The sequence below is a fragment of the Shinella zoogloeoides genome, assembly GCF_022682305.1.
GTDB lineage: Bacteria > Pseudomonadota > Alphaproteobacteria > Rhizobiales > Rhizobiaceae > Shinella > Shinella zoogloeoides_B.
In genome coordinates this window covers 270,505-295,715 of sequence record NZ_CP093528.1, presented here as the reverse complement: position 1 = coordinate 295,715, position 25,211 = coordinate 270,505, and the positions used below count along the sequence as shown (strand labels likewise).

The window sequence follows — 25,211 nt, the reverse complement described above, 5'->3', positions numbered from 1 at the left end:
TCTAAAAAAGAAAAGGGGCGCGGAACGTGCCGCTCCGCGCCCCCTTCATGCATTGGTGTCCGATTACTCGGCGGCTTCGCCGTCGCCCTTCTTGTCGGCGGCGATTTCCTTGCCGGTCGCCTGGTCGACGACCTTCATGGAGAGGCGAACCTTGCCGCGCTCGTCGAAGCCCATCAGCTTGACCCAGACCTTGTCGCCTTCCTTGACGACGTCGGAGGTCTTGGCAACGCGCTCCTGGGCGAGCTGCGAGATGTGCACGAGGCCGTCACGCGGGCCGAAGAAGTTGACGAAGGCGCCGAAGTCGGCGGTCTTGACGACCGTGCCTTCGTAGATCATGCCGACTTCCGGTTCCGCGACGATGGAGTGGATCCACTTGCGGGCCGCTTCGATCTCCTTGCCGGACGAGGACGCGATCTTGATCGTGCCGTCGTCTTCGATGTTGATCTTGGCGCCGGTCTTTTCGACGATTTCGCGGATGACCTTGCCACCCGTGCCGATGACTTCACGGATCTTGTCGACCGGGATGTTCATGACTTCGATGCGCGGTGCGAATTCCCCGAGCTGGCTGCGGCCTTCGGAGATGGCGTGGGCCATTTCGCCGAGGATGTGCTTGCGGCCGCCCTGCGCCTGGCTGAGTGCGACCTTCATGATCTCTTCGGTGATACCGGCGATCTTGATGTCCATCTGCAGCGAGGTGATGCCGTCGGCGGTGCCGGCGACCTTGAAGTCCATGTCGCCGAGGTGGTCTTCGTCACCGAGGATGTCGGAGAGAACCGCATAGCGGTCGCCTTCGAGGATGAGGCCCATGGCGATACCGGCAACCGGCTTTGCCAGCGGAACGCCGGCGTCCATGAGAGCGAGCGAGGTGCCGCAGACGGTGGCCATCGAGGACGAGCCGTTCGACTCGGTGATCTCGGAAACGACGCGCAGCGTGTAGGGGAACTGTTCCGCCGTCGGCAGCATCGGGCGGATAGCGCGCCAGGCGAGCTTGCCGTGGCCGATTTCGCGGCGGCCCGGGGAGCCCATGCGGCCCGTTTCACCGACCGAGTAGGGCGGGAAGTTGTAGTGCAGCAGGAAGCGTTCCTTGTACATGCCGGTCAGGCTGTCGACATACTGCTCGTCTTCGCCGGTGCCGAGCGTGGCAACGACCACGGCCTGGGTTTCACCGCGGGTGAAGAGAGCCGAGCCGTGCGTGCGCGGCAGGATACCGACTTCCGAAACGATGGCGCGAACGGTTTCAAGGTCGCGGCCGTCGATGCGGCTCTTGGTGTCGAGGATGTTCCAGCGAACGATCTTGGCCTGCAGATGCTTGAAGACGGCGCCGATGACTTCTGCGCTGTACTTCGGCTCGACGCCTTCCGGCAGGAAGTGTGCCTTCACCTTGGCCTTGACGGCGTCGACGGCGGCGTAGCGATCAGCCTTCTGGGTGATCTTGTAGGCAGCGCGCAGTTCGGTTTCGGCAAGGCCGAGCATTTCGGCTTCGAGTTCGGAATAGTCTTCCGGCTGGAAGTCGCGCGGCTCCTTGGCAGCCACTTCAGCGAGCTTGATGATCGCGTCGATGACCGGCTGGAAGCCCTTGTGGCCGAACATGACGGCGCCGAGCATGACGTCTTCGTTCAGTTCCTTGGCTTCGGATTCGACCATCAGGACGGCGTCCTGCGTGCCGGCGACGACGAGGTCGAGAACCGACTCGTCCATCTCGTCGAGATGCGGGTTCAGGACGTATTCGCCGTTGATGTAGCCAACGCGAGCGGCGCCGACCGGACCCATGAAGGGAACGCCGGAGATCGTCAGCGCGGCGGAAGCGGCAACCATCGACAGGACGTCGGGATCGTTCTCGAGGTCATGCTGGACGACCGTGACAACGACCTGCGTGTCGTTCTTGTAGCCTTCCGGGAAGAGCGGGCGGATCGGGCGGTCGATCAGGCGGGAAACCAGCGTTTCCTTTTCCGACGGACGGCCTTCACGCTTGAAGTAGCCACCCGGGATCTTGCCCGCGGCGTAGGTCTTTTCCTGGTAGTTGACGGTCAGCGGGAAGAAATCCTGGCCCGGCTTCGGCGCCTTGGCGGAAACGACGGTGGCGAGAACGACGGTTTCGCCGTAGGTCGCGAGAACCGCGCCGTCAGCCTGGCGGGCGATCTTGCCGGTTTCCAGCTTGAGCGGGCGGCCGGCCCACTCGATTTCAACCGTATGGGTATCGAACATGTCTTGTCCTTCTTGACGGATACGCGCACCGCCGCCCGAAAAGGCGCAGGTGGTCTATCCGTGTTCGTGACGCATCATGGGCAAGACAGCGGGAGGCTTCCGTGGTGGCGTTCTGCGCCCGAAGCATCCTGCAATCCTGCCCCATGACAGGCCATCGGTTGGTTCCGCAGGACCGGCCCATCCGGCCTGCTGGAGAATCCCGTTCCGCGAGGCGGCCGCAGCCGGCACAGACAGAACGGTACGGCGGAATTTTCTTCCGCAAAAGAAAGCGGCGGGCGTTCGCAAGGAACGCCCGCCGAAAGGCTTAGCGGCGAATGCCGAGAGCAGCAATCAGCTTGCTGTAACGGGATTCGTCCTTCTTCTTGAGGTAGTCAAGAAGCGAGCGGCGGCTGGAAACCAGCGTCAGAAGGCCACGACGGGAGTGGTTGTCCTTCTTGTGGTCCTTGAAGTGGCCGGTCAGGTTGTTGATACGCTCGGTCAGGATCGCGACCTGTACTTCCGGAGAACCGGTGTCGCCTTCCTTGGTGGCGTATTCCTTGATCAGCGCAGCCTTGCGCTCAGCAGTGATCGACATCGAGATGTCCTTTCATGAATGGAGAACCAAAGTCGCCAAAAGCCGGGATGTCGTCCAGCAATGGCCGTGAAGGCAAGCGGGCAGGCCCGCATTGCTGGCGGTGCCTATAAACCATTAGCGGGCGAAATGGAAGGGGCCGTCATCAACCGCCGATTCGAGCCATCAGCGCTGGCTGGTCGGCTGGCCGGGCGCCGCCTCGCGCGTATTCCCGCCCTTCGGGCAGACCACATAGGCGCCGAAGATCCAGCCGAGCCGTTCACCCGCCAGCGACACGAAGAGCCAGCGCTTGCCGCCGCGTTTCGTTTCTTCCAGCACCTCCACGCGCGCGCCGTTCGGCAAGGTCGTCAGGATCGGGCCGCTCGGCGCGGAGCGCACGTTGAGCGGCGTTCCGGTCGGGTCGTCGACGAGGCATTCGCTGGCCGCGAGCGCCGGCGAAGCGGCAAGGGTGGCCGCCATCAGGCAAGCCCGCAAGACGAATGCTCTCATTGCCCCTCCTCCGGCCTGCCGACGCCCTCGTCGCGCAACCTTGCGAGCGGGAGCGTCACCCGCCATTCGATGCCATCGTCATGTACAAGGAAGTCGAGCCGGGCATCGAGCGCCATGCCCAGCATGCGCTCCAGCACCACGCTGCCGAAGCCCTTGCGGCTGGCGGCAATGGCCTGCCTGTCGATCACCGCACGGCTCTCGCGCCAGATGAGGTTCAGATCGTCGCCCGACACGGTCCAGTTCAGGGAGACGATGCCGGCCTCGTTGGCGAGCGCGCCGTATTTGGTGGCGTTGGTCGCAAGCTCATGCAGCGCCATGCCGAGCGTCTGGGAGGCCTGCGGGCCAAGCCGGACGGCGGGACCGGCGATGCGCACGCGCGCGGCATCGTCCGGTGTGAAGGGCTTGAGCTGGTTCCTGGCAAGTTCCGCAAGGTTCACACCCTGCGTCGCGTTGGCGATCATCAGGTCCGTCGAGCGGGCGAGACCCGCGACGCGCCGGCGAAAGGCCTCTGCGAAATCGCCGGCGCTTTCCGCGCCGGCCGCCGACTGGTTCAGCATGGCCTGGATGACGGTGAGCTGATTCTTGGAACGGTGCGCCACCTCACGCATCAGGAAGCGCACGTCGTTTTCCGCCTTCATCCGGGCATCGGCCGCCTCCGCCAGCGCATGGGACACGGTCTCCAGCTCGGAAATGGCATAGGGGCGCGGGGCCACGCGCTCGCCCTCGCCGAGACGGCGCGCATCCTGCGCCAGAAGACGGACATCGCGCGAGAGCACGCGGGCAATGCCGGCCGCGCCCACGGCGGCAAGTACAGCGAAGACCGAGCCGCCGATCGTCAGCCAGAGGAAGGAGGAGACCGCGGGGGCCTGCACGTCGGAGGATTTCGCCCAGGCGATCATGCGCCAGCCGGCAAGCGCGGAGAATTCCGTGACGAGCTGGTAGCTGGTGCCGTCCTGCTCCATGGTGCTGACGCCAAGGCGGAGCGACGGCACGACGCGCAGGAAGAAGGGCGCGCCCGTCTTCTGGGTCTCGTCGGTCGAGACGATCACCCTGCCCTGCGTATCGAGCACCGCCGCGTTCCAGCCGGGGGAGAGGATATCCGGGTTGACCGCGCGCCGCAGCGCCCCGGCGTTCTTCGTCAGCGTCAGCAGCACATGCCGGCCGTCCGGCAGACGCATCGGCTGGTAGACGTTGAAGACCCATTGCTGCGCCGTCTTGCCGAAGAAGATATCCGAGACCATGCGCTCGCCCCGTACCAGCGCTAGTCCGGCGGAAACCGGCTCGGAGGCCGGGTTCAGCGGCGTGCCGTAGGGCACGCGCGTGTTGAGGAGTTGGCGCATCGTCTGGTCGATGACGAGGAAGTAGATATCCGTGCCTTCCAGCGCCTTCGTCGCCTGGCCGTGCAGCAGCGCATAGTCGCCCTTCAGCAGGCTATCGGAGGTCGACAGGAAGTTCAGGGTCGAGAACATGCCGGAGATCTCGCGCTCGACGGCGCGGTTCACGGCTCCGGTGGAGGTGCGCAGCAGCGACTCGAATATCCGGTCCTGCGCCTCATTGGTGCGTTTCAGCACGACGAGGGAAAAGAGGAAAGCCGGGATGACGACGACGAAGATGAGGCAGACGAGATAGAAGGCGACGGGATGGTGCATACGCCGACGGACGCGGCCGGCGGCAGTGCCCTTGCCCGCCTCCTCCGCGGGCACCGTCCTGTCAGTCGGCGCCATCGTCAACAGCCAAGCCCCTTACCCTTCGCGCGGGGCGGCCAAGCGCCGCCCGGCCCGCTTGTGGGCGAACCGCGCCGCTTCATAAAGCCTGCAGCTTGTGGTGAAATCAAGTCGGAGGCGGAGGGCTGCGCCCCCCGATATTTAGCCTGCGAAAACCCGCTTCGGGCGGAACTCGCCGCCGCCGATCTCGCCGATCGCAACCAGCTTGCCGCGCGCCGTGGCATAGGCCTCGTCCGCGGAAACCGGCGCGTCGCGGCCGCGCAGGATAATGGGATTGCCCATGCGCAGGCGGTGCGCCTGATCGTCGTTGATGACGATCTGCGGCAGGCTGGAAAGCGCTTCGCCGGTATCGATCAGGAAGGCGTCGAGGGCGGCAAGCCGCTCCGCTTCGTCCTCGATCTTTTCGAGCGCCGTCAGGTCCGCGAGCGGCACCATGTCGTCCTCGCCGAAGGGCGCGACGAAGGTGCGGCGGAGCGCCGAGATATGGCCGTAGCAGCCAAGCTGCCGGCCGAAGTCGCGGGCGAGCGCGCGCACATAGGTGCCCTTGCCGCATTCCACTTCGAAGGCCGCCGTGTTCTCGTCCGAGCCGATCAGCGTCAGGCGGTGGATTTCCACCTCGCGCGAGGGGATTTCGACCGTCTCGCCTTCGCGGGCAAGGTCATAGGCGCGTTCGCCATCGATCTTGATCGCGGAGAACTGCGGCGGAATCTGCTGGATTGTGCCGGTATATTCGCCGAGGATCGCATTGATCTCATCGGCGGTCGGACGCTTGTCCGAGCTTTGCGTCACCTCGCCCTCGAGGTCGTCGGTCGTGCGCTCCTCGCCCCAGGTCACGGTGAATTCGTAGACCTTGCGGCCATCCATGACATAGGGAACGGTCTTGGTGGCGTCGCCCAGCGCAATCGGCAGCATGCCGGAGGCAAGCGGGTCGAGCGTGCCGGCATGGCCGGCCTTCTGCGCCTTGAACAGCCACTTGATCTTGGAGACGGCCTCGGTCGATCCGAAATCGAACGGCTTGTCGAGGATCAGCCAGCCGGAAACCGGCCGGCCCTTGGGTTTGCGGGGTCTGGACATCTTTTACCTGAAATTATTCGTCGCCGTCTTCGGCGTCGAGATCGCGGGCGACTTCCGGCGAGCGCAGGAGTTCGTCGATCTTCTTGTAGTTGTCGAAGCTGGTATCGTCGCGGAAGCGCACGTCCGGCATGTATTTCATCTGGCGCAGATGCGGGCCGAGGCGGCCGCGGATGAATTTCGAATTGCGGTTCAGCGCATCGATCACCACCTCATGGTCCTTGACGCCGAGCGGCGTCACATAGGCCGTGGCATGCTTCAGGTCGGGAGACATGCGAACTTCCGAGATGGAGATCACCGTCTTTTCGAGAAGCGGGTCGCGTACTTCGCCGCGCTGGAGAACCTGGGTGATCGCCGCGCGCACCTGCTCGCCCACGCGCAGCATGCGTTGCGACGGCGCCGAGGATGTTGCTCTGGTCATGGTCGTCACCTTCAAAAAAATGCGAGCGCCGAAAAGGTCCGGCGCTCGCACGATACTCTATTGGCGAAACGCTTACAGCGTGCGCGTGACATGCTCCACGCGGAAGCACTCGATCTGGTCGCCGGCGCGGATGTCTTCGTAGTTCTCGAAGGCCATGCCGCATTCCTGGCCGACATTGACTTCCGAGACTTCGTCCTTGAAGCGCTTGAGCGTCTTGAGCTTGCCTTCGTGGATAACGACGTTGTCGCGAACCAGGCGGACGCCGACGCCACGCTCGACCTTGCCCTCGGTGACGCGGCAACCCGCGACCTTGCCGATCTTCGTGATGTTGAACACCTCGAGGATCTCGGCGTAGCCGAGGAAGGTTTCGCGGCGCTCGGGCGAGAGCAGGCCGGACATCGCCGCCTTCACGTCATCCACCAGATCGTAGATGATGTTGTAGTAGCGGATTTCGATGCCCTGGCGCTCGGAGAGCGAGCGGGCCTGTGCGTTCGCACGGACGTTGAAGCCGATGATGGCGGCGTTGGACGCTTCGGCGAGCGAAATGTCCGACTCGGTGATGGCGCCTGCGCCGGAATGCACGATGCGCACCCGCACTTCGTCCGTGCCGAGCTTTTCGAGCGCGCCGGCAATGGCTTCGATCGAGCCCTGCACGTCGCCCTTGATGAGCAGCGGGAATTCCTTGAGACCGGAATTCTGGAGCTGGTTCATCATCTGCTCGAGCGAACCGCGCGAACCCGACTGACGCGCCACCTGCTTTTCGCGGGCGAGGCGCTGGCGGTATTCGGAGATTTCGCGGGCGCGGCCTTCGTTCTCGACGACGGCGAACTTGTCGCCAGCGGCCGGGGTGCCGGAAAGGCCGAGGACCTCGACCGGCATGGACGGGCCAGCTTCCTTGACGTGCTCACCCTTGTCGTTGACGAGCGCGCGCACACGGCCCCACTGATCGCCGGCGACCAGGATCTGGCCGGGCTTCAGCGTACCCGTCTGCACGAGAACCGTCGCGACGGCGCCGCGACCGCGGTCGAGCTGGGCTTCGACGACGACGCCCTCCGCCGTGCGGTTCGGGTTCGCCTTGAGGTCGAGGATTTCGGCCTGCAGCAGGATTGCTTCCAGGAGCTTGTCGAGGTTCGTGCCGTTCTTGGCGGACACTTCCACGTCGAGCGTTTCACCGCCCATGGATTCGACGAAGACTTCGTGCTGGAGGAGCTGCGTGCGAACGCGCTGGGCGTCCGCCGTCGGCTTGTCGATCTTGTTGATCGCCACGATGATCGGAACACCCGCCGCCTTGGCGTGGTTGATGGACTCGATCGTCTGCGGCATCACGCTGTCGTCGGCCGCCACCACGAGGATCGCGATGTCGGTCGCCTGCGCACCACGGGCACGCATAGCGGTGAACGCGGCGTGGCCGGGAGTGTCGATGAAGGTGATCTTGTGGCCGTTCTGCTCGACCTGGTACGCGCCGATATGCTGCGTAATGCCGCCGGCTTCGCCAGCGACCACGTTTGCATGACGGATGGCGTCGAGCAGCGAGGTCTTGCCGTGGTCGACGTGGCCCATGATGGTCACGATCGGCGGACGAGATTCCAGATCGCCTTCTTCGTCGGCAACGTTGAAGATGCCTTCTTCGACGTCGGATTCCGAGACGCGCTTGACGGTGTGGCCGAATTCGCCGGCGATGAGTTCAGCCAGGTCGGCGTCGATCAGATCGCCGGGCTTCATCATCTGCCCTTCCTTCATCAGGTACTTGATGACGTCGACGGCGCGTTCGGACATGCGCTGCGACAGTTCCTGAATGGTGATGGTTTCCGGAAGAATGACTTCGCGCATGACCTTTTCGCGGGTCTCCTGCATCTGGCTGCGCTTGAACTTCTCCTGACGGCGGCGCATGGCCGACAGCGAACGGCCGCGCTGCGCGCCGTCCTCGTCGCTCGAAGCGGTGGTCAGCGTCAGCTTGCCCTGACGGCGGCCGTCGTCGGCCTTCGGACGCGCCGGGACCTTCGCCGGTTCCGGACGCTTGACGGCGCCGCGATTGGCGGGCGCACCGCCACGCGGACGCTTGTCGTCTTCTTCTTCGGTTTCGCGGCGGCCGCGACCGGCGACCGGCGTGGAAGCCGGAGCGGGAGCCGGCGTGCGGGTCGGCTGCGGACGGGCGTCCGCGGCAGGGCGCGCGACCGGCTGCGAAGCAGCCTCTTCCTGGACGGCCGGAGCCGGTGCGGCGGCCTCGGCGGCGCGGCGCTCGGCCTCTTCCTTCTCGCGGACGATGCGGGCTTCTTCCTCGGCCTTGCGGCGGGCTTCTTCTTCCACCTTGCGGCGGGCCTCGTCCTCGGCGCGCTGGCGCGCTTCCTCGGCGTCGCGGATCTGCGCTTCTGCAAGCGCGCGACGGCGGGCCTCGACCTCATCGGGCGAAAGCTGGTTCAGCACAACGCCGACGCGCGGGCGGCTCTGCTCGGCCTGCGGGGCAGGACGGGAAGGCTGCGGCGCGGGGCGCTTCTGCTGCTGCGGTTCCGGCTGGCGCTGGACCGGGGTGACGGGGGCTGCCGCCTGGCGCTCTTCGCCGGGACGGCTGAAGTGGCGCTTCGTGCGGGTCTCGACCACGACGGCCTTGGTGCGGCCACGACCCATGTCCTGGCGCACGGTTCCCTGGTGAACCCCCGAGGGCTTCAGGCTCAGGGTCTTCTTGCCAGCCACACTGATCGTCTTGTCGTCTTCGTTGTCGGTCATTCCGTTCCGTTCCTAAGATCAGGGCCAGATACGGATCGGACCCTGTCGTTCAAATGTGTACATCCAATGCATTCGGGCCGGCTGAAAGCCGGTAACCCGCATCATTGGTTTGGCTGGCCAGCGCCGCCATGTGCCCCCGACCGGGCGTCGCCCCGGTATTTTTCGAGCATGATTGCGCGCTTCACTACACCCTCACCCGCCTGCCCTGCAAGCGCTGCGGCATGGATAAAAGCATTCTGGCCCAAAAGGCCCTCCAATTCGCTCTCCGAGAAGAGCTTGAAGGAGGGTATTTCCGTCTCGTCCTCGGTGAGGAAGCTTGCAGCCTTCCTCGCCTGATCTATCTTTCGCACCCCGTCCGCCGCCGCGTCCGTCGCGTGGAAGACCGCAAGGGCCGCCAGAGAGCGCACCGCGAGGTCCACTTTCGCAGAGCCCGTGATGAACTGGCCTGCCTTGCGTGCCATGTTCATCATGCCGCCGAGCTGGGCCGCCAGAAGCCGATCCAGTTCCGCGCCCAGTTCCGGGCCCGCCTTCGCATCCGCTCTCAGCGCACGCGCAAACAGCTTCCTGGCGACCGCCTTGTCGACAATCGCCCTTTCCGCCTTCACCCAGCATCCACGTCCGGGAAGCTGACGCTTGAGGTCCGGCACGACGCTGCCGTCCAGTCCCGCGACGAAACGGATGAGATCATCCGCATCGCCGCTTTCGCGCGTCACGATGCACATGCGGTCGTTCACGCCATCGTCCTTCTTGCCCATATAGGTTTCCGTTGTTGCCGACGCAAACCGCAGCACAAAAGGCCGACGGCATGTCAAACTCCGAAGCGCCTTCGCTGTGAAAGCGCCCCGGCTGCTATTCCTTGTTGAAGAACGCCCGATCAGGCGTCCTCTTCACCGCCCTCGACGGCCGGTTCTTCAACGGCAAGGTCCTCTTCCGTGATCCAGCCGGCCGCAAGACGGGCCTGCACGACCATGGCTTCGGCCTCGGCGCGGGAAACCTCGAACTTCGAGAACAGGCCCTCGAACTTCTTCGTCTCGCCGTCCTTGCGCTCCGACCAGCCGACGAGGTCGTCGGCGGCGCAGCCTGCGAAGTCTTCCATCGTCTTGATGCCGTCTTCGCCGAGCGCGACGAGCATCTGAGCCGTCATGCCGTCGATCTGGCGCAGGTCGTCGGAAACGCCCAGTTCCTTGCGCTTTGCGTCCATCTCGGCCTCGATGCGCTCGAGATATTCGCGGGCGCGGGTCTGGATTTCCTGGGCCGTGTCTTCGTCGAAACCGTCGATGGAGGCGATTTCGTCGAGATCGACATAGGCAAGCTCTTCAACGGCGGCAAAGCCTTCCGAAGCCAGAACCTGACCGACCATCTCGTCGACGTCGAGCGATTCCATGAAGAGGTTGGTGCGCTCGTTGAATTCCTTCTGGCGGCGCTCGGACTCTTCGGCTTCCGTCAGGATATCGATATCCCAGCCGGTAAGCTGCGAGGCGAGGCGCACGTTCTGGCCGCGGCGGCCGATGGCGAGCGAGAGCTGCTCATCCGGAACGACGACTTCGATGCGCTCTGCATCCTCATCCAGAACGACCTTGGCGACTTCTGCCGGCTGCAGGGCGTTGACGATGAAGGAAGCCGGGTCCTGCGACCACGGAATGATATCGATCTTCTCGCCCTGAAGCTCGCCGACGACGGCCTGGACGCGCGAACCGCGCATACCGACGCAGGCGCCGACCGGATCGATCGAGCTATCATTGGAGATAACGGCGATCTTTGCACGCGAGCCGGGATCGCGGGCGACCGACTTGATCTGGATGATGCCGTCGTAGATTTCCGGCACTTCCATGGTGAAGAGCTTCACCATGAACTGCGGATGGGTACGCGACAGGAAGATCTGCGGACCGCGCTGCTCGCGGCGCACGTCGTAGACGAAGGCGCGGACGCGGTCGCCGTAGCGCATATTCTCGCGCGGGATCATCTCGTCGCGGCGGATGATGCCTTCGCCACGGCCGAGGTCGACGATAACGTTGCCGTATTCGACGCGCTTGACCGTGCCGTTGACGATCTCGCCGATGCGATCCTTGTATTCGTCGTACTGGCGGTCACGCTCGGCTTCGCGCACCTTCTGCACGATGACCTGCTTGGCCGACTGGGCGGCGATGCGGCCGAAATCCATCGGCGGCAGCGGGTCGGCGATGAAGTCGCCGAGCTTGGCGTCCGGGTTGCGGTCGCGCGCCAGTTCCAGCGGGATCTGGGTGGAATAGTCCTCGGCGTGCTCGACGACCTCAAGCAGACGCTGGAGGCGGATTTCGCCGGTCTTGGAATTGATGTCGGCGCGGATGTTCGATTCCGTGCCGTAACGCGAGCGGGCCGCCTTCTGGATGGCGTCGGCCATCGCGGCAAGCACGATCTCGCGGTCGATGACCTTTTCGCGGGCCACGGCATCCGCGATCTGCAGAAGCTCAAGCCGGTTCGCACTGACTGCCATTTTCAGGTCTCCATGGTCTCAGGCCGGGGCATCGCCGCCGGCAATATCTGGAGCGGCTCGCCGCTCCGGTTCCGTCCTCTCCGCTCCACCGCAACGGGCGGAGCGCACTCACAACTTATTCTTCGTCGTCGCCGTCTTCGTCGTTCTGGTTGGCGGCCTGCGCGGCCTTCGCCTTCTTGTCGGCGGCCAGCGCGTCGCGGATCAGCTCGTCCGTCAGGATCAGCCGGCCCTCGGCGAGCGCCGTGAAGGGAATGACGACCGTCGGCTCCTCACCGGCGGCGGGCTGGTCGCGTTCCAGCGTGAAACCGTTCTCGTCGGCGGCAACGATCTTACCGCGGAAGCGCTTGCGGCTTTCGACGAGGACCGACGTCTCGCACTTCAGCAGATGGCCGAGCCAGCGCGTGAAGTCCGACTTGCGCACCATCGGCCGGTCGATGCCGGGCGACGACACTTCGAGATGATACGCCTTGTCGATCGGATCCTCAACGTCGAGCACCGGCGAGACGGCCATGGAGACCTGCTCGCAATCCTCGACGGTCATGGTGCCGTCCGGGCGCTCGCACATGATCTGCAGGGTCGCGCCGTTCTGCGCCGAAAGGCGCACGCGCACGAGCTGGTAGCCGATCTGCTCGATGGTCGGCTCGATGATGTCGGCTACGCGGCGGTCGAGGCCGGTCTCGACGATCAGCCGCGGCTCGACGGCAATTTGTGTCTGGGTCGTGTCGGTCATGACATGCCCTCCCCGGGAGTGTCGTTATCATGCGCTTGATCGGGGCAATAAAAAAGAGCGGGTCCTCGCGGACCCACTCTTCATCTGACGATCAAGAATTTGAGGCTGATATAGACCGGGTTCGCCGGAATTGCAAGTTCGGCAGCAAGGCGCGCCTGTGGGCGGCCAAATTAATCCCTCGTCGCCGCCACCGGGTTGCCGCTTTCGTCCTTTGGACTAGATTGTCACCAACGCTGCGTCGAGAATGAGTGCCCCAACGTGCCGGACCGGAAATCCACCCTCGCTCCTTTCCGAAACCAAACCTTTCGGGTGATCTGGGCGGCAAGCCTGATTTCCAATTTCGGCGGGCTGATCCAGTCCGTCGGCGCGGCGTGGATGATGGCGTCCATCTCCCCTTCCGCCAACATGGTGGCGCTGGTCCAGGCCTCCACCTCGCTGCCGATCATGCTGTTTTCCGTCGCCGCCGGGGCGCTCGCCGACAATTTCGACCGGCGCAGGCTGATGCTGACGGCCCAGTGTTTCATGCTGGCGGTCGCCGTCGGCCTCACGCTCTGTACGTGGTACGGCGTCATCACGCCCTGGCTGCTGCTGACCTTCACCTTCCTGCTCGGCTGCGGCACGGCGCTCAACAACCCCGCCTGGCAGGCTTCCGTTGGCGACATGGTGCCGCGCGAGGACCTGCCCGCCGCCGTCTCGCTTAACAGCATGGGCTTCAATCTCACCCGCTCGGTCGGCCCGGCCATCGGCGGCGCCATCGTCGCGGCGGCCGGCGCGGCAGCGGCCTTTGCTGCCAATGCGCTCAGCTATTTCGCCCTGCTCTACGCCCTCTTCCGCTGGAAGCCGGCCGTTTCGCCGAACGCCCTGCCGCGCGAGGATTTCGCCCGCGCCATCTCGGCGGGCCTGCGCTACGTCTCCATGTCGCCGAATATCGGCAAGGTGCTGCTGCGCGGCTTCGCCTTCGGCCTTACCACCAGCTCCATCCTCTCGCTCCTGCCGCTGATCGCGCGCGACCTCATCAAGGGCGGGCCGCTGACCTACGGCATCCTGCTCGGCTGCTTCGGCCTCGGCGCCATCGGCGGCGCGCTGATGAACGAGCGGGTGCGCGAGAAATTCACCAGCGAGACCATCGCCCGCTTCTCCTTCGCCGGCTTTGCCGTGAGCGCAAGCGTCTGCGCCGTCAGCGCCTCCGCAATCTTCACCGGCGCGGTGCTGCTGATCGCCGGCGCCTCCTGGGTGATGGCTCTGTCGCTCTTCAACACGACGGTGCAGCTTTCAACGCCGCGCTGGGTCGTCGCCCGCGCACTCTCACTCTACCAGACCACCACCTTCGGCGGCATCGCCGCCGGAAGCTGGATCTGGGGCACGACGGCGGATACGCACGGCGCTGAAGCGGCCCTGCTTGCCTCCGCCGTCGCGATGCTCGCCGGCGCGGCGCTCGGCCTGCGCTTCGGACTGCCGGAACTCGAGAGCCTCAATGTCGATCCGCTGGGCCGCTTCAGCGAACCGGACCTGCCGCTCGACCTTAAACCCCGCAGCGGCCCTATCGTCGTCCTCATCGATTATGAGATCGCCGAAGACGACATTCCCGATTTCCTGGAGACGATGACCGAGCGGCGGCGCATCCGCATCCGCGACGGCGCGGGCCAATGGGCGCTGATGCGGGACCTGGAAAACCCGACCGTCTGGACCGAGACCTACCATGTGCCGACCTGGGTTGAATATGTGCGTCACAACCAGCGCCGCACCCATGCCGACGCCGCCAACGGCGAGAAGCTGCGCCAGCTCCATCGCGGCGCGGAAGCGCCCCGCGTTCACCGCATGATCGAACGCCAGACGATCGTTCCGCATGAATACGAGCGCTTCAAGCGGCAGGTGGAAATCCACTAGCCAGTTTCGCGGGCGTCCCTAGGAGCATTATCCGACGCCGAAGCGGGACCGCTTCGGCTGGAAATGCTCTAGCGGAGTTTCGTCTTCAGCGAGGCATCGGGATAGCAGGTCGGCGCAAGGCCGCTCTTCGCCTGCCAGTCGCCGAGGGAGCGGCGGGTCTTGTAGCCCGGCAGGCCATCCACCTTGCCGACATCGTAGCCCTTGGCGACGAGCGCCTTCTGCATGGCGAGCACATCGGAACGCAGCATCTTGCCGACATCGCCCCACGCGCCCCGGAACGGACCGCTGCCATAGGCGATGCGGTCGGCGAGATTGCCGATATAAAGAGCATAGAGATCGGAATTGTTGTATTCCTTGATCACGTAGAAATTCGGCGTGACGATGAATTCCGGCCCGTGCGTGCCGGCGGGCACCAGCATCATGCCCGAGGCCTTGCCCTCGCCGGCGGAAAAAGCCTTGCCGGAAATGCGCGTGATGCCGCTCGACGCCCAGGCAGAGATCGGCTTGGCAAGGTCCGGCCCTTCCTGCGCGCAGGAAACGCCATCAGGGATCGTCACCTCGTAACCCCAGCCGCGGCCCGCCTGCCAGCCCTTCTGCGCGAGGTAGTTGGCGATGGAAGCAAGGCTGTCCGGCACCGAATTCCAGATATCGCGCACGCCGTCGCCGTCGAAATCGACGGCATATTGCAGGTAGCTGGTCGGCATGAACTGCGGCTGGCCGAGCGCGCCGGCCCACGAGCCCTTCAGTTGCTCCACGGTCCGGTCGCCGCCGTCGACGATGTGCAGCGCGGCGATCAGCTCGTTGCGGAACATGTCCTTGCGCGTCGACATGAAGGCCTTGGTGGCGAGCACCTCCACCGCCGAATAGGGGATCTTCGCGCTGCCGAAGCCCGACTCGCGGCCCCAGATGGCGACGACGATCTCGCCCGGCACGCCGAAGCGCTGCTCGATCTTGCGCAGCGTTCCCGCATGGGTCTTCGCAAGGCTGCCGCCCTTGCCGGCCAGCCCCTGAAGACGCTTTTCGGAAAAATAGGCGCCCGGCGAGGAGAATTCCGCCTGGCTCTGCGCCTGCTCTTTCTGCGGCTTGGAGCCGGGCGGCACGAGATCGGGCAGGTCCCAGTTGAGGCTCACGCCCCGCATCGCCGCGCGAAACGTCTTCTCGCTGACGCCGGTCTTCTGTGCCTCCGGCCAGAGATCGTTGTCGATCCAGGCGCGGAACAGGGTTTCCACCTCGGCCTTCGAGGCGGCCTGTGCAGGAACGGCAAGGCCGAGAACAAGCAGCGCTGCCGAGGCCTTCAGGATGTTGCGAATGATCTGCATGGGTCTCCTCAGATCGCCGTGCGCGCCCGGAGCGCCGCCGTCAGGGTGCCTTCGTCGAGATAGTCCAGTTCGCCGCCGACGGGCACGCCATGGGCGAGCCGCGTGATCTTCACCTCGAGGCCGGCAAGCTGGTCGGTGATGTAGTGGGCGGTGGTCTGGCCCTCGACGGTCGCGTTGACCGCGATGATCAGCTCACGCACGCCGCCCTTCGCCACGCGGTCGACGAGGCCGCGGATGTTGAGATCATCAGGCCCGACACCATCGAGCGGCGAGAGCGTGCCGCCGAGCACATGATAGGCCGCGTTCATCGCGCCCGCGCGTTCCAGCGCCCAGAGGTCGGAGACATCCTCGACGACGATGATGACCGTCTGGTCGCGCCGCACATCCGTGCAGACCGTGCAGGGATCGCTGGTATCGACATTGCCGCAACACGAGCAGATGCGCACCTTGCGATGCGCCTCGCCCATCGCCTCGGCGAGGGGGCCGAGAAGCTGGTCCTTCTTCTTGACGAGGTGCAGCGCCGCGCGGCGCGCCGAGCGCGGGCCGAGACCCGGCACCTTTGCCAGAAGCTGGATGAGTTTTTCGATTTCGGGACCGGTGACTCGTTTTGCCATTGCCGCTATCTAGCCCATATCCAGGGGAAACGGAATCCACCTCTCGGGAGGCAGCGCTTGATCAGAATTCTCGCCGTATGCACGGGCCTTGCCCGACCGGTTCCCGGCAAAAGCTACAAGACCGGCATTTTCAAGACGCCGACCGATGCGGCCGTGGTCGTCGACCGGGAAGGCCTGCTGGGCGACGCCATCTGCAACCGCAAACATCACGGCGGGCCGGAACAGGCCGTGTACGGCCTCGGCTCCATCGATCTCGACTGGTGGTCGAAGGAACTCGGCCGCACCGTCGCGCCCAGCACCTTCGGCGAGAACCTCGTCGTCGAGGGCGTCGACAGCCGGAACGTTTCCGTCGGCGACCGCTTCGAGACGGAGAGCGTGCTGCTGGAAGTGACCTCGACGCGCATTCCCTGCAACACGCTGACCGCCCGCATGGGCGATCCCGCCTTCGCAAGACGCTTCATGCAGGCCGGGCGACCCGGCTTTTACTGCCGGGTGCTGCGCGACGGCGTCATCCAGACCGGCGATACCGTGACCTATACGCCCTTCGACGGCGACCCTGTCACCATGCCGGAGCTGCTGCGCACCTACGGCCGGAACCTTTCCGAGGAAGATCGCCTCCGCTACCTCGCCGCGCCCATCAACGACAAGCTGCGTGCGGCCCTCACCGGCTGATCAGCGGGCGGCAATCGCCGCAGCCGCGCCGGCCATCGTGCCGGCACTGAGCCGGTTGGCGATGCGCACGGCGCGCGGGCTTTTCAGGAAGAGCCGGGCGCGCGAGGCGAGGAACACCCAGGCAAGATCGATCGCGACGAGAACGACGAACATGGTCGCCACCAGTTCCGCCCAGCCGACCAGCGTGACGGCGCCGAGATCGATGATCGCCGGCAGCAGCGCGACGTAGAACATCATGATCTTGGGATTGCCGAGCGTCACGGTCAGCCCGGCGAAGAACAGCTTCAGGCCGGAGCGCGCCTCGGGCAATGCCTCGTCGCCCGTATCGGTAGGGGCGAACCACATCTTCCAGGCGAGATAGAGCAGATAGGCAACGCCGAGCCACTTAATGGCGACGAAGGCGGCGTGGAAGGTTTCCGCGATGGCGGCAAGGCCGAGCACGGCGCAGGTGAGCCAGACACCCTCGCCGATCCACATGGCGGCGAGGAAGGGCAGCACATCCTTCGGCCCGCGGGACAGGACGCGGGCGACCAGAGCGGCGATGCTCGGGCCGGGAGAGCCGGCCGCCATCATCAGCGCACCGGCAAAGATCAGCAGGGTCGTCAGGCTCATGGGAATTCCTCCTCGGGAGCCACGACCCTACAGGATCAGAACGGCAGTTTGAAGCCGGGCGGGATCGGCAGGCCGGCGGTCAGCGCCTTGGTCTTTTCGGCGGTCTCGGCCTCGGCCTTGTCCTTGGCATCCTTGTGGGCTGCGACGATCAGGTCCTCGAGGATTTCGACATCGTCTTCCTTGAAGAGCGAGGGATCGATCTTCAGGCCCTTGAGGTTACCCTTGCCGTCGAGCGTGACGGAGACGAGGCCGCCGCCGGAGGTGCCGCTCACTTCGAGCGCAGCGATCTCCTCCTGCATCTTCTCCATCTTGGCCTGCATTTCCTTGACCTTGCCCATCATGCCCATGATGTCGCGCATCGGTCTCTCCTCTTCGTCCTGTTACGTCAGTGTTCGATGTCGTCGCCGGGCAGGATGTCGCCCTCGGCGGATTCAGCGGCGGCCGCAACCTCGACGGTCTCGGCCTCGTCTTCCGTTTCCTGCACCTTGATGCGCACGTCGGTGATCTTGGCGCCGGGGAAACGCTGCAGGATAGCAGCAACATCAGGATCCTGGCGCGCATCGGCGACGCGCGCTTCCTGCGCCATGGTTTCGGCTTCCGACAGGGTCGGCCCGCCGGCTTCCCGCGAGAGGATCACCAGCCAGCGGATGCCGGTCCATTCCAGAAGCCGGTTCTGGAGGTCGGCGATAAGCGACTTGGGGGCATCGTTGGCAAGGCCGATTTCCAGCTTGCCAGCCTCCACGCTCACCGGGCGGACAAAGGCGCGCACGAGCGCGCGCAAGCGGATGTCACGGTTCTTCGTGCAGAGGTCGGCGATGTCGGAGATCGACTTGACCGGCACTTTCGGCGTAGCCGCCGGCTGTTCGGCAGGTGCGGCCTCGGTGCGGCCGACGGGCTGGGGCGCGGGATCGGCCTGCGGCACCGCACGCAGCATGGTCGCGCCGTTCGACTGGGCACGCACCGGCGCATCGGGCTGGCGCGCGACGGCGGCGACGGATGCCTGAGCCGAGGGCTGGCCCGAATAGCCGCCGGATTGCGGCGCACGCCCGCCATTGCCGCCACCCTCGCCGCTCGAAAGCTCGGCAAGGCGGCGCGCGGCCTCTTCCGGCGAGGGAAGGTTGGCGGCATGGGCGAGGCGGATGATGACCATCTCGGCGGCGCCCGCCGGGCGACTGGAGGCTTCGGTTTCCGGAATGCCCTTCAGCAGCATCTGCCACATGCGCGAAAGCGCGGTGACCGCGATGGAATTGGCGAATTCGACGCCGCGCGTGCGCTCGATCTCGCTCAGCGACTGGTCGCCGGCAGCGTCGGGCACGTATTTCATGCGGGTGACGAGATGGGTGAAATCAGCAAGATCGGTCAGCACGACGGAGGGGCTTGCGCCGGCCTCGTATTGCGCGCCGAATTCGGCAAGCGCCGCCGCCGCATCGCCCTTCACGATATGCTCGAAGAGATCGACGATGCGGGCGCGGTCGGCAAGGCCGAGCATGGAGCGCACGGCATCGACCTCGACGCGGCCCGCGCCATGGGCGATCGCCTGGTCGAGCAGCGACAGGCCGTCACGCGCCGAGCCTTCGGCCGCGCGAGCGACCATGGCGAGCGCATCCGGCTCGAACTCGACGCCTTCCTTGCCGAGGATGGTGGTGAAGAGGCCGACGAGGTCCGACGCGCCGATGCGGCGCAGGTCGAAGCGCTGGCAGCGCGACAGGACGGTGATCGGGACTTTACGGATTTCCGTCGTCGCGAAGATGAACTTCACGTGCTCCGGCGGCTCTTCCAACGTCTTCAAGAGGCCGTTGAAGGCCTGCGTGGAGAGCATGTGCACTTCGTCGATGATGTAGACTTTATAACGCGCCGAAACCGGGCGGTAGCGCACCTGCTCGATGATCTCTCTGATGTCGTCGATGCCGGTATGGGAGGCAGCGTCCATCTCGATGACATCGACATGCCGACCTTCCATGATGGCCTGGCAATGTTCGCCGGGCACGCGAAGGTCGATGGTCGGTCGGTCGATCTCCGGTGTCTTGTAGTTCAGCGCGCGGGCGAGGATGCGGGCGGTCGTCGTCTTGCCGACGCCGCGCACGCCGGTCAGCATATAGGCCTGGGCGATGCGGCCGGTCTCGAACGCATTGGTCAGCGTTCGGACCATCGGCTCCTGGCCGACCATCAGGTCGGAGAAGTCCTTCGGCCGGTATTTTCGCGCAAGAACGCGATAGGCGGCCGGTTTTTCGCTGGACGGATTTGAGGTTACGTCGCTCATCGACCCTGCCGCTAATCGAACTCAAGAGTCCCGACAGGACGGCCAGGATCAGGACGGTAGGTGGGAGGCTGGCACGATGACCCGTGCCGGGGCTCGTTAGGGCTGCTTCCTTCCGGACCTGACCCGGTTGGCGAGTGGCTCGTCCACCACCAACCTCCCGTCCCCCATATCGGCAATATTCCATCCGAATGCAAGCCGAGCCGATAAAAAACTGTTGGAGCAAGATCGGGTGCGTGTCATGAATCAGGCAAAAGCATTTCGGGAGGGACCCTTGAGCGATTTTCGACCCGACGAACGGCTGGTCCGCGACAGCGATCTCGTGACGAAGATCGGCCTGTGCGAACTTCGGCTGATGAAGGATGCGCGCTGGCCCTGGCTGGTGCTCGTGCCGCAGCGTCCCGGCGCCAGCGAGGTCTTCGACCTGACGCCGCTCGACCAGACGATGCTGACCTTCGAGACGACGCTGGTGGCGGAAGCCCTGAAGAAGGTAACGGGCGCGGCCAAGATCAATACCGGCGCGCTCGGCAACATCGTCCGACAGCTTCATGTGCATGTCATCGCGCGCAGCGAGGGCGATCCGAACTGGCCCGGCCCCGTCTGGGGCTTCGGCGCCGCCGAGCCGCGCTCGGCCGAGGAAACCAAGGCCTTTTCCGCCAAACTGCTGGACGCGCTCACTCCATGAAGCCATCGCTTTTCGATCAATACCGCCCGCATCCGGAACCCAGCACCATGGTGGCCTTTGCGGAAAACAGCCTCGACCGCCAGTCGGAGCACCGCGCGCCGGACTGCCTGGAGCAGGCCTTCAAGGCCGAGAATGTGCATGCCTTCGCGCTGGCCGGCGGCAAGCTCGTCGTCAAGCACGACGAGAAGATCATCGATCCGCTCTTCGCGCCCTATGAACTGGCCGAACTTGGCCCGATGCCGGACGAATCCATCCTGCTCGGCTATCTGAGGAACGGCGAGCCGCGCCTCGCCATCCCCGTCAGCGCCGATCCCGACACCTTACAGGAGCCGCTGAAGGCCGCCGACGGGCGCACGCTCTATCGCCAGCAGATGCTCGACGACGATCTGCTTGGCCAGTTCGCGCAGGCCTCCAGCCTGATGACATGGAACGGCAACAACCGCTTCTGCGGCAAATGCGGCTCCCCGACGCGCTCGGAAATCGGCGGCTACCGCCGCGTCTGCGAGGCGTGCAGCCACACGATCTTCCCACGCACCGATCCGGTGGCGATCATGCTGGTCATCGATATCGAGCGGGACCTGTGCCTGCTCGGCCGCTCGCCGCATTTCCAGCCGGGCGTCTATTCCTGCCTTGCCGGTTTCCTTGAACCGGGCGAGACCATAGAGCATACCGTGCGCCGCGAGACGCTGGAGGAATCCGGCATCAGGGTCGGCCGCGTGCGCTACCATGCCTCGCAGCCCTGGCCGATGCCGCATTCGCTGATGATCGGCTGCTATGGCGAGGCGATCTCCTTCGACATCCGCCGCGACGAGACGGAACTGGAGGATTGCCGCTGGTTCACCCGCGAGGAGACCGCGGCTATGATCGAGCACAGCGCGACGTCCGGCGCCGCGCCCGGCATGGCGACCCCGCCCAAGGGGGCCATCGCGCACCGGCTGATGCGCGACTGGCTCGACTGGAAAAGCTAGAAGGCGCTGCGCATCGGGTGCGCCCGGTAGGTGCCGAGGATACGGACCTTTTCCGAGAAGAAGCGCAGTTCCTCCAGCGCGCGGCGCACCGGCAGGTCGTCCGGATGGCCTTCGATATCGGCATAGAACTGCGTGGCGTAGAACTTGCCGCCGATCTGGTAGCTTTCCAGCTTCGTCATGTTGATGCCGTTGGTCGCAAAGCCGCCCATCGCCTTGTAAAGCGCGGCCGGGATGTTGCGGACATTGAAGACGAAGGTGGTGACGATGATCTCGTCGCCGTCACGCTCGATCGGCGCGGGATCGCGCGAGAGCACGACGAAACGCGTGACGTTGCTTTCCGTGTCCTCGACATTCTCCGCGATGATCGACAGGCCGTAGAGATCGGCGGCAAGGCGCGGAGCGAGCGCCGCCATGGAGCGGTCGCCGGTTTCCGAGACGAGCTTGGCCGCGCCCGCCGTATCACCGGCGATCACCGGCTTCCAGCCGTTGAGGCGGACGATCTTGCGGCACTGGCCGAGCGCATGGATATGGCTGTGGACCGTGCGCACCTCGTCCTTCGTCACGCCCGGCAGCACCATGAGCTGGAAGCGGATCGGCATGAAATATTCGCCGACGATATGCAGGCGGGATTCCGGCAGGAGATGATGGATATCGGCGACGCGGCCGGCAATCGTGTTCTCGATCGGGATCATGCCGAGATCGGCATCGCCATTCTCGACGGCAAGGAAGGCATCCTCGAAGGTCTGGCAGGGCAGCGGCTCCATGCTGGGGAACATGTCGCGGCTCGCCATGTCGGAATTCGCGCCGAATTCGCCCTGGAAGGCGATCTTGTTGGTCTTCATGATCATGGCAGCTATCCGTGTCAGATGGGGTGGGCCGCAAGCATCGCGCGGGCCTTTTCGAGATCGGCCGGAGTATCGACACCGAGCGGAACCGTGTCAACGATCTCCGCATCGATGCGCATGCCTGCCTCCAGCGCCCGGAGCTGCTCCAGCGATTCCCGCTTTTCCAGCGTCGAGGGCTTCAGCGTGACGAAGGTTTCCAGCGCCTTGCGGCGATAGGCGTAGAGGCCGATGTGGTGATAGAGCGGCCCCTCGCCATGCGGCGCGGTCGCGCGCGTGAAGTAGAGTGCGCGCAGACGGCTCTCGCTCAGCGGCGAGCCGACGATCTTCACCACGTTGGGATTGGTCTTCTCGTGTTCGTCGCGGATTTCGGTCGTGAGCGTCGCGATGTCGGTCGAGGCGTTTTCCAGCGGGCGAAGGGCGGCGCGGATCGTGTCGGGGTCGATGGTCGGCAGGTCGCCCTGCACGTTGATGACGATCTCGGCCCGGCCTTCCGGGTCGCTCTTCGTCAGCGCCTCGTGGATGCGGTCGGAGCCGGACTGATGATCCACCCGCGTCATCACCGCCGTGAAACCCGCCGCCACGACCGCATCGAAAATGTCCTGGTGGTCGACCGCGACGACGATCCGGCCGACATCGGCCGCCGCCGCCCGGCGCGCAACCTGCACGATCATCGGCAGGCCCGCAATATCGGCGAGCGGCTTGCCGGGAAGGCGCGTGGAGGCCATGCGCGCGGGAATGAGCACGAGGGTCTTGTCAAAATTGCCGGGAATCATCGCAGGCCCTTCAAAACCCCCGGGAAAAGTGTCAAAAGGTCTCAGTGCGGGGGCTACAATCACTGTTGCAACGAAGCAGCAAAAGACATAGGTTCCGCGCGATTTCAAGACTGGCCGGTAGTCTGTCCGCCGGTTGCTAGGGGAGCGTTTGGATGAACTCTTATGTGAACATGGGCGTGGGTGCCCTTTTGGGCACCGTCTTCGTGCTGATGTCCGTGTCGATCGCTTCTGAAGGCATTTTCCATTCGGAAGCTCCCGAGAAGGAAGGTTTCACGATCGTCGCCGAGGAAGCGGCCGGCGGTGAAGCGGCAGGCGGCGGCGAAGAGGCCAAGGGCACGCCGATCGCGACCCTGCTCGCCAGCGCCGATGCGGCAGCCGGCGAAACCGTCTTCAAGAAGTGTGCGAGCTGTCACACCTCGGAGAAGGGCGGACCGAACAAGGTCGGCCCCAATCTCTGGGATATCGTGAACCGCCCGATCGCCGCGCATGAAGGCTTCAGCTACTCCGCCGGCATGACCACCTTCTCCGAAGGCCACAAGATCGTCTGGGACTTCGATCACCTGAATTTCTTCCTCGAAGCGCCGAAGAAGCACGTCCCGGGCACCGCCATGGGCTTCGCGGGCCTCAAGAAGGAAGACGAGCGCGCCAACCTGATCGCCTACCTGCGCACGCTCTCCGACAATCCCGCCGCCCTGCCGACCGCTTCGAGCGAAGGCGCGGATGCCGGCGCTGCCGCAACGACCGAGGGCGGCGCTGCCGCGACGGAAGCCGCTGCTCCCGCAGAGGGCGCGACCACGACGGAAGGCGGCGCCGCCGCCACGACGACCGAAGGCGCGACGGCTCCTGCCGAAGGCGGCGCTGCGGCGACCACGACCGAGGGTGGCGCTGCAACGACGACCGAGGGTGCTGCCCCGGCCGAAGGCGCGACGCAGGGCACCACGACGGAACAGCCGGCGGCTCAGTAAGTGTCAGCCAAATAGAGAGAATGAAGAAAACCCGGCCTTCGTGCCGGGTTTTTTGTTGGAAGTTGACCGCGCCGATGCTCTCGTGGCGCGCCGTCAGGCCAACAGCCAGGCCCAAAAGGAAACCGTGAAGACACCGAGAGCCGTGGTCATGGTGATGGTGGAGGAGGCGAGCGCGTGGCCGACGCCGAAATGGTTGGCGAGCAGCCAGGCATTGACACCCGTCGGCACCGAGGATGTCAGCACCATCGCGGCGGTCCATTCGGGGCTGAGGCCGAGCAGCCGGCAGGCGACATAGACCGACCCCGGCAGCAACAGGAGCTTGAGCGCGGTCATCGCCAGCGCGATGCCGGCATTGCCGCCGAGCTTGTACTTGTTGAGCGCCATGCCGATGGAGATGAGCGCGGCGGGCGCAGCCGTCGCCGCGATCTGGTCGACGACCGCTTTCACCGGTCCACCGAGCGGCACGCCACCGACATGGAAGAGCGCACCGACGACGAGGCCGATGACGAGAGGATTGTGCACGAGGCTCTTCCCGATACCGAGGAGAAGCGCGGCAAAGCTCTGCGGCGGGCGTGTGCCCTCCTTGCGCTCCGCCCGCTCCATCAGGATCGTGCCGGCGATCATCATGACCGGCAGATGCACGGACAGAAGCACCGAGATCGCCACAAGGCCCTCGTCGCCGACGACCCGCGAGACGAGCGGCAGGCCGATGAAGACGGTATTGGCGAAAGCGGAGGAGACACCGGCGAGAACGCCGATCCGCCGGTCGCGTGCAAAGCCGAGCGTGGCGACGAGATGCGCCACCGTCCATGTCGCCGCCACGCCCGCGAAATAGCCGACCCAGATGCGCCAGGGGGCTTCCCCGGCGAAATCGGCCTCCGCGATGGTGCGGAAGAGCAGCACCGGCACGGCGACCCGGAAGACGAATTCGCCCAGCCCTTCCCCCAGCTCTTCCCGGAGATAGCCGGTGCGCACGAGCAGCCAGCCGATCAGGATCAGCGCGAAGATAGGAAGGACATTGAGGGCGACGTCAGACATGAAACCGTCCGGCAAAGGAGGAAAGGCGGTGTCATGGGTAGGGCAATCGCGGGGATGGGTCCAGCCTTCGCGGCGGGAAGAAGACATGAAAAAAGCGAGGGTTATCCCCCCGCTTCCTCATCCCGGCCTTGCCGGGGAAGTGTTTCGCGCGGTGCCAGTACATCCGTG

23 protein-coding genes and 1 other RNA gene are annotated in these 25,211 nt (G+C 65.2%); 5 read left to right on the top strand and 19 right to left on the bottom strand.

Translation table 11 applies throughout. The features are described 5' to 3' along the window. Window positions 1-63 precede the first annotated feature (63 nt). The 10 genes from pnp to rimP all read right to left on the bottom strand — a co-directional run bounded on the left by pnp (window position 64) and on the right by rimP (window position 12,408). The gene (pnp, locus tag MOE34_RS01485; RefSeq protein ID WP_242220172.1) at window positions 64-2,205 is read right to left on the bottom strand and encodes a polyribonucleotide nucleotidyltransferase; all 2,142 of its coding nucleotides are present in this window, start codon (window positions 2,203-2,205) and stop codon (window positions 64-66) included. Between the two features lie 304 nt (window positions 2,206-2,509). Beyond that, the gene (gene rpsO / locus MOE34_RS01480; RefSeq protein ID WP_064328820.1) at window positions 2,510-2,779 is read right to left on the bottom strand and encodes a 30S ribosomal protein S15; all 270 of its coding nucleotides are present in this window, start codon (window positions 2,777-2,779) and stop codon (window positions 2,510-2,512) included. A gap of 162 nt (window positions 2,780-2,941) precedes the next feature. Further along, the gene (locus tag MOE34_RS01475; protein WP_242220171.1) at window positions 2,942-3,265 is read right to left on the bottom strand and encodes an SH3 domain-containing protein; all 324 of its coding nucleotides are present in this window, start codon (window positions 3,263-3,265) and stop codon (window positions 2,942-2,944) included. After that, the gene (locus tag MOE34_RS01470) at window positions 3,262-4,989 is read right to left on the bottom strand and encodes a sensor histidine kinase (protein ID WP_242220170.1); all 1,728 of its coding nucleotides are present in this window, start codon (window positions 4,987-4,989) and stop codon (window positions 3,262-3,264) included. Before MOE34_RS01470 ends, MOE34_RS01475 begins: the two co-directional genes overlap by 4 nt. A gap of 141 nt (window positions 4,990-5,130) precedes the next feature. Next, the gene (gene truB, locus MOE34_RS01465) at window positions 5,131-6,063 is read right to left on the bottom strand and encodes a tRNA pseudouridine(55) synthase TruB (protein ID WP_242220169.1); all 933 of its coding nucleotides are present in this window, start codon (window positions 6,061-6,063) and stop codon (window positions 5,131-5,133) included. A gap of 13 nt (window positions 6,064-6,076) precedes the next feature. Beyond that, window positions 6,077-6,481, bottom strand: coding sequence for a 30S ribosome-binding factor RbfA (rbfA, locus tag MOE34_RS01460; protein ID WP_242220167.1), 405 nt, complete (start codon window positions 6,479-6,481; stop codon window positions 6,077-6,079). Between the two features lie 72 nt (window positions 6,482-6,553). Next, window positions 6,554-9,205: a translation initiation factor IF-2 gene (gene infB, locus MOE34_RS01455; protein ID WP_242220164.1), complete on the bottom strand. Its 2,652-nt coding sequence runs from the start codon at window positions 9,203-9,205 to the stop codon at window positions 6,554-6,556. Window positions 9,206-9,306: 101 nt separating this feature from the next. Then, window positions 9,307-9,960 carry an RNA-binding protein gene (locus tag MOE34_RS01450; RefSeq protein WP_242220162.1) on the bottom strand — a complete coding sequence of 218 codons (654 nt, stop codon included), beginning with the start codon at window positions 9,958-9,960 and terminating at the stop codon, window positions 9,307-9,309. Window positions 9,961-10,079: 119 nt separating this feature from the next. Next, window positions 10,080-11,678 (bottom strand): transcription termination factor NusA, encoded by a 1,599-nt coding sequence (gene nusA / locus MOE34_RS01445; RefSeq protein ID WP_242220160.1) that lies wholly within the window; start codon window positions 11,676-11,678, stop codon window positions 10,080-10,082. Between the two features lie 115 nt (window positions 11,679-11,793). Then, a complete protein-coding gene (gene rimP / locus MOE34_RS01440) occupies window positions 11,794-12,408 on the bottom strand; it encodes a ribosome maturation factor RimP (protein WP_242220159.1) in 615 nt (204 codons plus the stop codon). 258 nt (window positions 12,409-12,666) lie between these two features. On the opposite strand from rimP, the gene MOE34_RS01435 reads away from it, so the two are divergent. Further along, window positions 12,667-14,295, top strand: coding sequence for an MFS transporter (locus MOE34_RS01435; RefSeq protein WP_242220157.1), 1,629 nt, complete (start codon window positions 12,667-12,669; stop codon window positions 14,293-14,295). Window positions 14,296-14,363: 68 nt separating this feature from the next. On the opposite strand, the gene MOE34_RS01430 is transcribed toward MOE34_RS01435, so the two are convergent. Further along, window positions 14,364-15,614: a lytic murein transglycosylase gene (locus MOE34_RS01430; RefSeq protein ID WP_242220155.1), complete on the bottom strand. Its 1,251-nt coding sequence runs from the start codon at window positions 15,612-15,614 to the stop codon at window positions 14,364-14,366. Between the two features lie 8 nt (window positions 15,615-15,622). After that, window positions 15,623-16,228 (bottom strand): recombination mediator RecR, encoded by a 606-nt coding sequence (gene recR, locus MOE34_RS01425; protein ID WP_242220152.1) that lies wholly within the window; start codon window positions 16,226-16,228, stop codon window positions 15,623-15,625. 60 nt (window positions 16,229-16,288) lie between these two features. Between recR and MOE34_RS01420 the strand changes: the two genes are divergently transcribed. After that, entirely contained in the window at window positions 16,289-16,900 is a 612-nt protein-coding gene (locus tag MOE34_RS01420; protein ID WP_242223684.1) for an MOSC domain-containing protein, read from the top strand. On the opposite strand, the gene MOE34_RS01415 is transcribed toward MOE34_RS01420, so the two are convergent. The 4 genes from MOE34_RS01415 to ffs form a co-directional block, all read right to left on the bottom strand. Continuing rightward, window positions 16,901-17,512 (bottom strand): LysE family translocator, encoded by a 612-nt coding sequence (locus tag MOE34_RS01415; protein ID WP_242220150.1) that lies wholly within the window; start codon window positions 17,510-17,512, stop codon window positions 16,901-16,903. Between the two features lie 35 nt (window positions 17,513-17,547). Beyond that, complete coding sequence (locus tag MOE34_RS01410; protein ID WP_242220148.1) at window positions 17,548-17,871, bottom strand: YbaB/EbfC family nucleoid-associated protein; 324 nt, start codon at window positions 17,869-17,871, stop codon at window positions 17,548-17,550. A gap of 26 nt (window positions 17,872-17,897) precedes the next feature. Then, on the bottom strand, window positions 17,898-19,772 hold the full coding sequence (locus MOE34_RS01405) for a DNA polymerase III subunit gamma/tau (RefSeq protein ID WP_242220146.1): 1,875 nt from the start codon (window positions 19,770-19,772) through the stop codon (window positions 17,898-17,900). Window positions 19,773-19,832: 60 nt separating this feature from the next. Beyond that, window positions 19,833-19,930, bottom strand: an RNA gene (gene ffs, locus MOE34_RS01400) — signal recognition particle sRNA small type. An 80-nt stretch (window positions 19,931-20,010) separates the two neighbouring features. On the opposite strand from ffs, the gene MOE34_RS01395 reads away from it, so the two are divergent. Together MOE34_RS01395 and nudC are read left to right on the top strand one after the other, a co-directional pair. Continuing rightward, window positions 20,011-20,454 (top strand): HIT domain-containing protein, encoded by a 444-nt coding sequence (locus tag MOE34_RS01395; RefSeq protein WP_242220144.1) that lies wholly within the window; start codon window positions 20,011-20,013, stop codon window positions 20,452-20,454. Continuing rightward, window positions 20,451-21,422: an NAD(+) diphosphatase gene (gene nudC, locus MOE34_RS01390; protein ID WP_242220142.1), complete on the top strand. Its 972-nt coding sequence runs from the start codon at window positions 20,451-20,453 to the stop codon at window positions 21,420-21,422. The genes MOE34_RS01395 and nudC overlap by 4 nt, the downstream gene beginning before the upstream one ends. On the opposite strand, the gene MOE34_RS01385 is transcribed toward nudC, so the two are convergent. Beyond that, the gene (locus MOE34_RS01385) at window positions 21,419-22,270 is read right to left on the bottom strand and encodes a prephenate dehydratase (RefSeq protein ID WP_242220140.1); all 852 of its coding nucleotides are present in this window, start codon (window positions 22,268-22,270) and stop codon (window positions 21,419-21,421) included. The two genes, nudC and MOE34_RS01385, sit on opposite strands and share 4 nt — an antisense overlap. Window positions 22,271-22,284: 14 nt before the next feature. Continuing rightward, window positions 22,285-23,040, bottom strand: a complete 756-nt coding sequence (locus MOE34_RS01380; protein ID WP_242220139.1) for a 3-deoxy-manno-octulosonate cytidylyltransferase — start codon at window positions 23,038-23,040, stop codon at window positions 22,285-22,287. Between the two features lie 152 nt (window positions 23,041-23,192). Here MOE34_RS01380 and MOE34_RS01375 point away from each other — a divergent pair, with 152 nt between their 5' ends. Then, the gene (locus MOE34_RS01375; protein WP_242220137.1) at window positions 23,193-24,005 is read left to right on the top strand and encodes a c-type cytochrome; all 813 of its coding nucleotides are present in this window, start codon (window positions 23,193-23,195) and stop codon (window positions 24,003-24,005) included. Between the two features lie 93 nt (window positions 24,006-24,098). On the opposite strand, the gene MOE34_RS01370 is transcribed toward MOE34_RS01375, so the two are convergent. Next, a complete protein-coding gene (locus MOE34_RS01370; RefSeq protein ID WP_242220135.1) occupies window positions 24,099-25,043 on the bottom strand; it encodes an AEC family transporter in 945 nt (314 codons plus the stop codon). Between the last annotated feature and the right edge of the window lie 168 nt (window positions 25,044-25,211).

What these genes read in the sequence shown, in the direction of transcription:
- pnp (WP_242220172.1), bottom strand. Translation starts at nt 2,205, where the DNA reads ATGTTCGATACCCATACGGTTGAAATCGAGTGGGCCGGCCGCCCGCTC.
- rpsO (WP_064328820.1), bottom strand. Translation starts at nt 2,779, where the DNA reads ATGTCGATCACTGCTGAGCGCAAGGCTGCGCTGATCAAGGAATACGCC.
- MOE34_RS01475 (WP_242220171.1), bottom strand. Translation starts at nt 3,265, where the DNA reads ATGAGAGCATTCGTCTTGCGGGCTTGCCTGATGGCGGCCACCCTTGCC.
- MOE34_RS01470 (WP_242220170.1), bottom strand. Translation starts at nt 4,989, where the DNA reads ATGGCGCCGACTGACAGGACGGTGCCCGCGGAGGAGGCGGGCAAGGGC.
- truB (WP_242220169.1), bottom strand. Translation starts at nt 6,063, where the DNA reads ATGTCCAGACCCCGCAAACCCAAGGGCCGGCCGGTTTCCGGCTGGCTG.
- rbfA (WP_242220167.1), bottom strand. Translation starts at nt 6,481, where the DNA reads ATGACCAGAGCAACATCCTCGGCGCCGTCGCAACGCATGCTGCGCGTG.
- infB (WP_242220164.1), bottom strand. Translation starts at nt 9,205, where the DNA reads ATGACCGACAACGAAGACGACAAGACGATCAGTGTGGCTGGCAAGAAG.
- MOE34_RS01450 (WP_242220162.1), bottom strand. Translation starts at nt 9,960, where the DNA reads ATGGGCAAGAAGGACGATGGCGTGAACGACCGCATGTGCATCGTGACG.
- nusA (WP_242220160.1), bottom strand. Translation starts at nt 11,678, where the DNA reads ATGGCAGTCAGTGCGAACCGGCTTGAGCTTCTGCAGATCGCGGATGCC.
- rimP (WP_242220159.1), bottom strand. Translation starts at nt 12,408, where the DNA reads ATGACCGACACGACCCAGACACAAATTGCCGTCGAGCCGCGGCTGATC.
- MOE34_RS01430 (WP_242220155.1), bottom strand. Translation starts at nt 15,614, where the DNA reads ATGCAGATCATTCGCAACATCCTGAAGGCCTCGGCAGCGCTGCTTGTT.
- recR (WP_242220152.1), bottom strand. Translation starts at nt 16,228, where the DNA reads ATGGCAAAACGAGTCACCGGTCCCGAAATCGAAAAACTCATCCAGCTT.
- MOE34_RS01415 (WP_242220150.1), bottom strand. Translation starts at nt 17,512, where the DNA reads ATGAGCCTGACGACCCTGCTGATCTTTGCCGGTGCGCTGATGATGGCG.
- MOE34_RS01410 (WP_242220148.1), bottom strand. Translation starts at nt 17,871, where the DNA reads ATGCGCGACATCATGGGCATGATGGGCAAGGTCAAGGAAATGCAGGCC.
- MOE34_RS01405 (WP_242220146.1), bottom strand. Translation starts at nt 19,772, where the DNA reads ATGAGCGACGTAACCTCAAATCCGTCCAGCGAAAAACCGGCCGCCTAT.
- MOE34_RS01395 (WP_242220144.1), top strand. Translation starts at nt 20,011, where the DNA reads ATGAATCAGGCAAAAGCATTTCGGGAGGGACCCTTGAGCGATTTTCGA.
- nudC (WP_242220142.1), top strand. Translation starts at nt 20,451, where the DNA reads ATGAAGCCATCGCTTTTCGATCAATACCGCCCGCATCCGGAACCCAGC.
- MOE34_RS01385 (WP_242220140.1), bottom strand. Translation starts at nt 22,270, where the DNA reads ATGATCATGAAGACCAACAAGATCGCCTTCCAGGGCGAATTCGGCGCG.
- MOE34_RS01380 (WP_242220139.1), bottom strand. Translation starts at nt 23,040, where the DNA reads ATGATTCCCGGCAATTTTGACAAGACCCTCGTGCTCATTCCCGCGCGC.
- MOE34_RS01375 (WP_242220137.1), top strand. Translation starts at nt 23,193, where the DNA reads ATGAACTCTTATGTGAACATGGGCGTGGGTGCCCTTTTGGGCACCGTC.
- MOE34_RS01370 (WP_242220135.1), bottom strand. Translation starts at nt 25,043, where the DNA reads ATGTCTGACGTCGCCCTCAATGTCCTTCCTATCTTCGCGCTGATCCTG.